This is a genomic window from Mycetocola sp. (genome assembly GCF_046716805.1).
In the GTDB taxonomy this organism is placed as follows: domain Bacteria; phylum Actinomycetota; class Actinomycetes; order Actinomycetales; family Microbacteriaceae; genus Mycetocola_A.
Genome location: NZ_JBKJWH010000095.1, coordinates 1 through 9,807, shown reverse-complemented (window position 1 = coordinate 9,807; position 9,807 = coordinate 1). Strand labels below are relative to the sequence as shown.

The following is a 9,807-nucleotide window of genomic DNA, read 5'->3' as shown; positions in this document are numbered from 1 at the left end:
TTTTTTTTCTGCCCTTGGGGCGGGGGGGGGGGGGGGGGGGGGTGGGCCGGGCGGTCCGGGGCCCAACCACCTCCTGTCCCGGAGTCGGGCTCAGGTTACTCCGCGAGGAGGTCTTCGAGCGGGTTCGCGAACTCCTCGAACGGCTGGGGGAAGGCCCCGATGGCGTCGGCCGCTACATCGGGGGTCACGAGCGCCGTCGGTGACTCGACGGATTCGGGCAGCTTTTCACCCGCAGCTGCAACTTCGCAGGCCTGGACGCCGAGAGATCCGATCGCAAATGGGTACTGGGCGACGGTGGCGCTGAGCCCGCCCGCTTCGACGGATTCGAGGGCATCCTTGTTGCCGTCGACGCTGACGACGACGATTTCACCGGTGCGGCCGGCGTTCTCGATCGCCTTCACGATGCCGAGGCCCATGTCGTCGTTCGCGGCAAAGAATGCCTTGACGTTCGGGTTCGCAGCGATGATGTCGGTGGCGGCGGTCAGGGCGACCTCTCGCTTCCAGTCGGCAGCGCTCTCCTGAATCACGGTCAGCTTGCCTTCAACGGCGGCTTTGAAGCCGTCGACCCGGGCGGCGCTCGTCACATCGCCGGCGATACCGCCGATGATCGCGACTTCGGAGTCGGGTTCGATCTGGTCGGCGATGAAGTCGCCGGCTTTGCCGCCGGCGGCCTTGTTGTCGGTGCCGATGTAGGTCGCGACGTCGATGTTCGCGGTTTTGGCGGCATCCGCGTCGATGGGGCTGTCGATGTTGACGATCGTCTTGCCTGACGTCGATACCTGGGTGAGCGCCTGGATCAGGTTTGAGCCGCTGATCGGGTTGACGATGTAGCAGCCGAAGTCCTGCCCGGCGAGGGCCGTGAGCTTGTCGGCCTGACCGGTGGTGTCGCCGATGTCGGCGGCCGCCTGGATGGTCACGTCGCCGGAGGCATCCTTGATGCCGTCTTCCATCGCCTGGAAGAACGGGTTATCGAGGCCCTTGATGACGGCGGCGATCTTGGTGGAGCCCGCGCCGTCGCCGGTGGAGCCCCCTCCGGTCGCACCGGAAGCGCAACTGGTCAGAGCAAGGGAGAGTACGCCGAGGGGGAGAACGACGCGCATGGTCCGGGCCCACGGGGTTGTTTTGTTGAACATCTTCGTCCTTGAGGATCGAGGGCACCACTGCGTGCCGGTGAGAAGAAACTACGTCAACTTTTGTATTTACGCAATACAAAAGTCCAGAATCTTTCTACCTTTGCTATATTTAAAGTGTCCTCATCCCTTCACGCAGCGCAATGGAGCACCTGTGATACTCACTGAAAGCGGATCGCACATCAGCGACGTGCTCGACCTGTTTCGCACGCACGGCGAACTGAGCCGCACCGAGGTCATCGACATTTCCGGGCTGTCCAGGTCGACGGTGAACCAGCGGCTCTCCTCCCTTCTGGCCGGTGGGCTGATCACGGCGGTGAAGGGCGGGGAGTCCACCGGCGGGCGGCCCTCGAGCCGGTTCGCCCTCAACACGGAACGCGCCATCTTTCTCACCGCCGACATCGGGGCATCCGGGTTCACCGTCGCCGTGTGCGATCTGAGCGGCGCGGCTCTGCGCCACACCAAGCACGTCGTGAACGTGTGGGAGGGACCCGAACGGGTGCTCAGCGACGTGTATGCGGCGTTCGAGGACCTGCGCGGCGACGAGGACATTTGGGGGATCGGCGTCGGTGTTCCTGGACCGGTGGAATTCGCTGCCGGCCGGGTGGTGAATCCGCCGATCATGACCGGATGGGACCGGTTCGACATCGCCGGCTGGTTCACATCCCGTTATGACGTCGCCGTCATCGTCGAGAACGACGCGAACGCGCGAGCGGTGGTCGAGTCGCGGCAGCACCACAGCGACAACCTCATCAGCCTCAAGCTCGGTACCGGCATCGGCTCTGGGCTTGTGTTCAACGGGCAGATCATCCGTGGCAACGAAGGAGCCGCGGGGGACATCGGTCACACCCGCGCTGCCATCGCCACCGACGTCTCCGCCCTCCAGTGCCGGTGCGGCAACATCGGCTGTGTCGAGGCGTACGCAGGAGGGTGGGCTCTCGTCCGGGACCTCGAGGCCGAGGGCCTGGCCGTGTCGAGCGTTGCCGACGTCGTCGATCTTGTTCAACGGGGCGACATCCGAGCCGTTCGACTGGTTCGTCAGGCCGGGCGGGTTCTCGGTGAAGCGGTGGCCGAACTGGTGAGCATCCTCAACCCGGGCACCATCGTCGTGTCCGGTCTGCTCGCCGAGTGTGACGAGGTGCTCCTCGCCGGCGTTCGGGAACGCGTGTACCAGCGGGCGCTTCCGCTTGCCACGAGGAACCTGACCATCACGAGGTCCGTGCTCGGAGAGCTGGCCGGCGTTGCCGGACTCGCGCTGATCACCGCGGACCAGATCTTCCATGCCGCGACGATCGACCGCCTGCTGACTCCAGCCGTCGTGTCTGTGTGAATGTTCGGGCGGCTGCGGTTGTCACGAAGGCTGGCTGCTGACGCCGAGCGTCGCATCCGTCTGAGTCTTAGACCGTTGCTGCAGCTTTCAGTTGCGGAATCAGGTTCTCAATGAACCGGGCCGTGTCTTCCCAGTCGTCGACGGCTTCACAGCGCACACCGAGGGCCTTGACCGGGTAGTCGTTGCCGTTCTTGTCGAGGCGGTCCCCGACGAAGAGCATGTCGTCGAGCGGGATGCCGGTGAGCTCGGCCAGCTTCTTCATGCCGTACGCCTTGTCGATGCCCTTGCGGGCGATGTCCACGGAGGTGGAGCCGCCGGAGCGGACCTCGAGGTCCGGGATGTCGGCGGCGACAGCCTCACGGAGCGTGTTCTTCTTCGCACCGGTGGGGTCCCACGCCTGCTTCGCCGGAACCGGCGCCGCCTGGCCGAGAGCCGAGAAGGTGATCTGTGAGCCGCGGTCCTCGAGGATCGGGCCCCAGGTGTCGGACTCCCAGAAGCCGAGCTCCCTGGCGCGGGTCTCGACGGCGGCCAGAGCGCGGGTCTTCTCGTGGTCGGTGAGGTTCTCGGCGTAGATCTGCTCCCACGCCTCGTCCTCGAACCGGAAGTATTGGGTGCCGCAGGTGGGCATCAGGTGCAGGCGCTCGAGGTGCGCCGAGCCGGCCTGAGGCAGGTTGTCGATCGCCTGCATTTTGAACTGGGCGAACTGGCCGCCGGAGATGATGCACACGGGCACGACCTCGAGGAGGTCGGCGAGGATCTGCGACATGTGCGGGTCCATCGGGGACTTCGAGGGTGCGAGTGTGTCATCGAGGTCGAATGCGACCAGGCGGGTTTCAGACATGAGTCCATTCTTGCCTACCCGTTGCTGAGGCGTTGACGAATGCCGGGTCCGGGGGTGGCGGGGATCCGGGGATCAGGCCGAGCGAACCGACCAGGACGTCATTCTCATCGCGAACCAGGGCATAGCAATACCAGGCCGGACCTTCTGGTCCGACGAACTCGAAGCGTGCATCGAAACCGCCGGCGAACGGAGCATCCCGGGCGACGACGATGCTGCAGCTGCGGTCGGCCGTTTGCGTGGCCGTCGATGCGGTCACGAGGATGCCGGGGAGGACGAGCCCGAGAATCCCGAGAACGATGAGGATGCGTGCGGGCCGCAGTATCCGCTGCGAGGCGAGGGGCCGGCCGTCGTTCGGCTCGTAGCCATCGAGTTCGGGGTGGTAGTCGCTCACAGGATCATTATTTCACCTGTGGCTGGGTGGCGCCCCTCGGCGTCGCCCTACTCAGCCTCGGTGCCGCGGCAGGTAGCGCGTCGAGGCGAAGCTGCGTGCGACGATTGCTCTCAGATCCTCCAGGGTGCCGTCGATCAGAAGCGCGGCTCGCGCCTGTACGAGCACGTTGCCCAGCGCTGTGGCTTCCACTGGACCCGCAAGCACCGGCAGCCCGAGGCGGTCCGCGGTCAACTGGCAAGCAGCGTATTCTGCGATGAATCCGTAGCGGAGCGGGTCCTGCCGATACAGCCGTCGCACGCGCAGCTCGAGCATCTGGCGCTTTATTCGACCTGCTCGTCTACTCGAATGGGGATGAAGAGCGATCCGCCTCTGCAGAAAGGGCGAGGCGGCCGACGTCAGCAAGGATTTGGGCGCGCGATGCAATCGACGAGGTGTTGCCCGCTGTCTGCACGGCTCGGGTTCCTGCGCTGACCGCCAGCCGGCAGGCCTCTCGTACAGAAACTCTCTGGGCAATCGCCGCAGCGAATACCCCGCAGAATGAATCACCCGCACCGGTCGTATCGATCACCCTGACTCGTTCAGCAGTGACGATGTATGGCGTGACGTGGCGTTCGTACACGCGCACACCGCCGGCGCCGACGGTTACAAGCACGGTCCCTACCCTGCGGCACAGCCGCCCGCCCGCCTCATCCAGATTTTCTGAGCCACTGAGCTGTCGGGCTTCGCCCTCGTTGACAATGAGGTAATTGACGCTCGAAAAGACGTCATCCGGGATCGCGCGCGCGGGTGCTGCGTTGAGAACGACGGTGACGCCCGCCGCGCGCGCAGTCCTAATCGCCTCGAACGCCGCCGTGGTGCCGTTTTCCAGCTGTATCAAAAGCACGGATGCCGATTGGATAGCGGCGACGTCGCTGGAACTCAGTGCATCGACGGAGGCATTCGCGCCAGGAACAACGACGATGGAGTTCTCGCCGGAGGCGTCGACCGACACATATGCACGGCCGGTAGGTTCACGCACGGTTCGCAAGAGCGACAAGTCGACCCCTGCCTCCGAGAGCCCTGCTCGCACGTCGCGCGCCGCGTCGTCGTCGCCGACGGCTCCGATAAGCATGCAGTGACTGCCGAAGCGCGCTGCGGCAAGTGCCTGGGCATGGCCCTTACCGCCCAGAAATTCGACGCTTCCGGTGGCCAGAATGGTTTCTCCGGGGAGGGGGAGTTTGTCCATCGCGAGAACGGTATCGGCGTTGATGCTTCCGACGACGACCACCGTGCCGCCCGGTGGGATCTTTCCGGGGATCGTCGATTCCAGCTCAGCTGGCTCTGAGCGTTCGTTCACACCGGGGGTTGCCACATGCACGCCGTCCAGCATAGAGGAAGCGGGCCTGACCCCCGCGAGGGAGACCAGGCCCGCCTGCCGCTCTTCGGTCAGCGCAAAAACGCCGCAGCGACTCCCGAATCGACGGTGACGTGCATGCCTGTCGTCTTGCGCAGTTCTCCTGCGGTCAGGGCGACGACGGCATTGGCGACGTCCTCGGGGAAGACTTCCTCCCCGAGCAGGGTACGGCCTGCGTAATATTCGCCGAGTTTCTCCTCCGGGACTCCGTAGGTCGCCGCGCGCTGTGCCCCCCAGCCATTGGCGAACAAGCCGGAGCCCTGGACAATGCCGTCGGGATTGATGCCGTTAACGCGGATGCCATGAGCGCCCAACTCGGCCGCCAGCAGCCGAACCTGGTGCGCCTGGTCGGCCTTGGACGCCGAGTAGGCCACGTTGGTCGGTCCGGCGAAGACGGAGTTCTTCGAGGCGATATAAATGATGTCTCCGCCCATGTCCTGGGCGATCATGGCCTTGGCTGATTCTCGCGAGACGAGGAACGAGCCGCGTGCCATGACGTTGTGCAGCAGATCCCATTCCTTGACGGATGTTTCGACGAGACTGCGTGAGATCGAAAGGCCGGCATTGTTGACGATCAGGTCGACGCCTCCAAACGCCAGTACGGCCTGATGGACCGCTTCTTCGATGCTTTCTTCGTCCGTGACATCTGCGGTCACCGCGATCGCGACATCCGTATTTCCTATTGATGCCGCGACGCTTTCTGCCTTAGCGGTGTCAACGTCGCTCACAACGACGCAGGCGCCCTCCGCCGCGAGGCGCTCGACGATTGCCTTGCCGATTCCGCTGCCCGCGCCGGTTACGAGCGCAACACGCGTCGCGAGCGGCCGCGGCTTCGGAGCCCGCGCGAGCTTGGCTTCTTCGAGCGCCCAGTATTCGATTCGGAACTTCTCAGACTCGGGGACGGGTTCGTACGCCGAGAGGCCCTCAGCGCCGCGCATCGCGGCGATGGCATTGACGAAGTACTCGCCCGCGACTCGGGCAGTGTGCTTGTCCTTGCCGAAGCTGAACATCCCGACACCCGGAAGAAGTACGATACGCGGGTCAGCGCCGCGAATCGCGGGGGAATCGGCCGTGGCGTTGCGGTCATAATAGGCGCGATATTCGTCACGGTAGCTGGGGTGCTGTGCGCGCACCGCGCTCAGGGCTTCCTCGACCGAAGCCGTGGTGGCGATGTCGACGAACATCGGGGTGACCTTGGTGCGCAGATAATGATCAGGGCAGCTCGTTCCCCGGGCCGACAGTTCTGCGGCGTTGGCGCTGGAAAGGAACTCCAGGACCTCGTCCGAGTCGATGAAGTGGCCGACCATCCTCTCATCCGTCGACGCCAGGCCGCGAAGCGTTGGGAACACCGCTGCGGCTCGGGCTCGACGCGCCTCAACGGCGAGGGGCCGGCGATCTTCGATGACCGCACCGAACGGTTCTGCGCGGCTGTGCTCAGCAATGTAGTCCTCGGCGGTGCGGATAATCCACATCGAGTTGGCTTCGCATTCCACGCTCGTGTCACCCCACGCTGAGATGCCGTGCCCGCCGAGAATGGCACCGACGGCATCGGGGTGGGCCTCCTTCATCGCTGCAATGTCGAGACCGAGTTGAAAACCGGGGCGCCGCCACGGGACCCAGAGCACTTTGGTCCCGAAGATAACGTCGGTGAGCGCTTCACCATCGACGGAGTTCGCTATGGCGATGCCGGCATCCGGGTGCAGATGGTCGACGTGATTGGCGTCGACCAGCGCATGCATTGATGTGTCGATCGATGGGGCTGCTCCGCCGGTCCCGTGTAAGCAGTAGGTGAAGCGATCCACAATCTCGTCTTCGAACTCGACGCCCCGGTAGACGTTCTTGAGCTCGTGTACCCGGTCGAGGCGGAGAACGGCAAGTCCCGCTGGCTGCAGTGTTCCGAGGTCCCCACCAGAGCCCTTCACCCAGACGAGGTCGACGTCCTTACCGCTGGCTGGGTCGACGACAGTGCCTTTGGCCGAGGTGTTGCCTCCGCCGTAGTTGGTATTTCGAGAGTCGGTGCCGATGCGATTACTGCGCGCGACGAGATCGAGGACGGGCTGGGGGGTGGCCATTGCTGAGAATTCTCCTGATAGTAGGGTGCTGGGACGTTCGGGAAGGGTCCTAGGCCTGAAGTCGAGCGGCGCTTCGTACCTGTGCGTCGATGAATCCGCGGGCGTGGCGGGCCAGGTCGACGTTGTCCGACCACAGGTTGCGCCAAATGGCGAGGGTGTAGCTGAGACCGGGGTCGACGACCGCCGAGGAGAAGCTCTCGAAGGTGATGGGTCCGGTGTACCCGATGTGGGCCATACCGCGGAACAGTCCGTGAAAGTCGACGGTTCCGGTGCCGAGGTAGCCCCGATGGCCCTCACCAATGTGCACGTAACCGAGCCGGTCACCACAGGTGAGCACGGCCTGGAACATGTCGTTCTCTTCGATGTTCATGTGGTAGCTGTCGAGGTGCACGAAAAGGTTGTCGGATCCGACCTCCTGGATGTAGTCCATCGCCTGGGCGGCCGTGTTCAGGAGGTTGGATTCGTAGCGGTTCACGATCTCCAAACCGATGGGGATGCCTGCCTTGGCGCCATTCTCGCTGAGCACACGCACCGCTTCGATCGAGTTGGCGCGCCCACGGGCCGTGACCGGAGCCGAGTATTTGTTCAACGCCCCGAACACCACGCCACCGAGGTAGACGAGTCCGAGATCAGTGGCCACTGACAGGGCATCCGACAACACTCGGCGGCCCGCAGCAACAACATCGGGGTCGTCGCTCGAGACGTCGGTGTCGGGAGCGAGTCCGAGACTGGCACTTGCCTTCATCCCGTATTCGTCGAGCAGCCGTCGAGTTCTCTCGACGTCCATCGACAACGGATCCATCATGAGAAGCTCGATGACGTCGTAGCCAGCCGCTGCTGATTGTTCAATGGCGAAGCGCGCTTCGTTCTCCGACCAGGAGCCAGCCCATACAAGGCCGTGCACACCGATGGGGTTCGGGTAGCGGTCAGACATGTGTGTTTCCCTTCAGCACCGCGCGATCGCGGATGTTCATCAATGTCTTCATGACGCCCGAGAGTGCACCGTCTCTGCGGCCGAAGGCATCGTGCACGAGAATGAACTCCTGATAGAGCTCGTTGTAGAGGGCTGCGGCGTGTGGATCAGGGACGTACGTCTTCTCCTGGAAATGCACAAGAACGTCCTGGGCATGTTCGATCGTGTCGAACTCCCCGGCCGCGACGCTTGCGACAATCCCCGCTCCCAGCGCGCTGCCCTGGCTCGTTCGTGCCAGGGTGATCTCACGGCCGAAGACGTCGGCGTAGCACTGCATCATCCAGGGAGCATGGGTAGGGAGGCCTCCGCCCGCGACGATCGTCGTGAGAGGCGAGCCGGAGTCTTCGATGGTCTGGATGATGGCCCGCGCTCCAAAAGCTGTGGCTTCGACAAGGGCGCGGAACAGGTGGTGCGGTTCGGTGTGCAAGGTGAGACCGAGAACGACTCCGGTGAGCCGTTGGTCGACGAGGACAGACCGGTTGCCGTTGAACCAGTCCAGGGCGAGAAGGCCGTGCTCGCCTGGCGCCAGGGCTGCGGCGTCATCGCCCAGCCGGCCAAGCGAGATCGGGGTTCCGTTGGAACTGAGCAGATCGCCCAACCAGTTGAATACATCGCCGACGGCAGACTGGCCTGATTCGACCGAAATCTTGCCGGGGATGATGGCATCCGGAACGACCCCGCACATGCCGGGTATGAAAGGCGTACCGGTTGCGGGCATGTCGATGACCGTCACGTCGCAGGTTGACGTGCCCATGACCTTCACGAACGTGCCGACCCTGACGCCGGCGGCGACGCCGGCAGCGTGCGCGTCAAAGCTACCGACCGCAACAGGAGTGCCTTCGGTAAGGCCGGTAAGCGCCGCCCACTCGGCAGTGACTGTTCCTGCGAGATCCGTCGTGGGTTGGGCTGTGTCGTACAGGCGGTTCCGCAGGTCCGCGAGTTGCGGGTCGAGCGAGGAGAGGAAGTCGGCGTCCGGGAGTCCTCCCCATACCGGTGAATACAATGCCTTGTGGCCTGCGGCGGTGACGCTTCTGCTGAGGACTAAGGGGTCAGCAGTCCCGGTTAGCTGGCCGACCAGGTAGTCACAGAGCTCGACCCAGGAGTGAGCTGCCGCGAAGACATCGGGTTCTGTTCGAGCGCAGTGCCAGATCTTGGCCCAGAACCATTCAGCCGAATACGTGCCCCCGACGGACTTGAGGTATTCGGGGCGTGTGCGTGACGCCGTATCGGTGAGGGCGGCCGCCTCAGCGTGGGCGGTGTGGTCCTTCCAGAGCCAGGCTTTTGCGGCGAGCCGGTCAGCGAACTCCGGAAGGAGGCTTAGGGCGGTTCCGGATGCGTCAACGGGGAGCGGAGTGGAACCCGTGGTGGCGATGCCGATCGTCACGACATCGTTCGCGGTGAAGCACGGAAGCGTGCGCATCGCGATTTGGAGAGAGCCACGGATCGTTGCGGCCAGGCCCTCGAGGTAATCGGAGACTTCTTGTCGTGCAAGGTTAGGGTCGGTCGGCGATGTGAGAACTCCGGCGACCCCGGTTGGAAATGCAAAAACTGATTCCGCGGACTCGGAGCCGTCCGCGAGATCAATGAGCAGGCTGCGGCAAGAGCTGGTGCCGTAGTCGATTCCCAGCGCGTAGCGCGGCATGTGTTTCCAATCCTGTAAGTGAGGAGGGGTCGTGG

Annotated in this window: 8 protein-coding genes and 1 pseudogene; 1 reads left to right on the top strand and 8 read right to left on the bottom strand. The window is 64.2% G+C overall.

Annotated features, from left to right (window positions below; translation table 11 throughout):
- Positions 1-95: 95 nt before the first annotated feature.
- Entirely contained in the window at positions 96-1,133 is a 1,038-nt protein-coding gene (locus ACLQ62_RS07880) for a substrate-binding domain-containing protein (protein ID WP_411721093.1), read from the bottom strand.
- 151 nt (positions 1,134-1,284) lie between these two features.
- Between ACLQ62_RS07880 and ACLQ62_RS07875 the strand changes: the two genes are divergently transcribed.
- Positions 1,285-2,460 carry an ROK family protein gene (locus ACLQ62_RS07875; RefSeq protein WP_411721092.1) on the top strand — a complete coding sequence of 392 codons (1,176 nt, stop codon included), beginning with the start codon at positions 1,285-1,287 and terminating at the stop codon, positions 2,458-2,460.
- Positions 2,461-2,527: 67 nt separating this feature from the next.
- Here ACLQ62_RS07875 and ACLQ62_RS07870 read toward each other — a convergent pair whose 3' ends face one another.
- The 7 genes and pseudogenes from ACLQ62_RS07870 to ACLQ62_RS07840 form a co-directional block, all read right to left on the bottom strand.
- Positions 2,528-3,301, bottom strand: a complete 774-nt coding sequence (locus ACLQ62_RS07870; RefSeq protein ID WP_411721091.1) for an HAD-IIB family hydrolase — start codon at positions 3,299-3,301, stop codon at positions 2,528-2,530.
- On the bottom strand, positions 3,294-3,692 hold the full coding sequence (locus ACLQ62_RS07865; protein ID WP_411721090.1) for a hypothetical protein: 399 nt from the start codon (positions 3,690-3,692) through the stop codon (positions 3,294-3,296). The genes ACLQ62_RS07870 and ACLQ62_RS07865 overlap by 8 nt, the downstream gene beginning before the upstream one ends.
- A 51-nt stretch (positions 3,693-3,743) precedes the next feature.
- Positions 3,744-3,929, bottom strand: a pseudogene (locus ACLQ62_RS07860) (FGGY-family carbohydrate kinase); the annotation flags it as partial.
- Positions 3,930-4,029: 100 nt separating this feature from the next.
- Entirely contained in the window at positions 4,030-5,049 is a 1,020-nt protein-coding gene (locus tag ACLQ62_RS07855) for a ribokinase (RefSeq protein WP_411721089.1), read from the bottom strand.
- A 68-nt stretch (positions 5,050-5,117) separates the two neighbouring features.
- Entirely contained in the window at positions 5,118-7,157 is a 2,040-nt protein-coding gene (locus ACLQ62_RS07850; RefSeq protein ID WP_411721088.1) for a bifunctional aldolase/short-chain dehydrogenase, read from the bottom strand.
- A 49-nt stretch (positions 7,158-7,206) separates the two neighbouring features.
- A complete protein-coding gene (locus tag ACLQ62_RS07845) occupies positions 7,207-8,091 on the bottom strand; it encodes a sugar phosphate isomerase/epimerase family protein (RefSeq protein WP_411721087.1) in 885 nt (294 codons plus the stop codon).
- Positions 8,084-9,807 (bottom strand): ribulokinase (locus ACLQ62_RS07840; protein WP_411721086.1); only part of this gene is annotated, 1,724 nt, incomplete at its 5' end. The genes ACLQ62_RS07840 and ACLQ62_RS07845, both read right to left, overlap by 8 nt.

What these genes read in the sequence shown, in the direction of transcription:
- ACLQ62_RS07870 (WP_411721091.1), bottom strand. Translation starts at nt 3,301, where the DNA reads ATGTCTGAAACCCGCCTGGTCGCATTCGACCTCGATGACACACTCGCA.
- ACLQ62_RS07880 (WP_411721093.1), bottom strand. Translation starts at nt 1,133, where the DNA reads ATGTTCAACAAAACAACCCCGTGGGCCCGGACCATGCGCGTCGTTCTC.
- ACLQ62_RS07850 (WP_411721088.1), bottom strand. Translation starts at nt 7,157, where the DNA reads ATGGCCACCCCCCAGCCCGTCCTCGATCTCGTCGCGCGCAGTAATCGC.
- ACLQ62_RS07845 (WP_411721087.1), bottom strand. Translation starts at nt 8,091, where the DNA reads ATGTCTGACCGCTACCCGAACCCCATCGGTGTGCACGGCCTTGTATGG.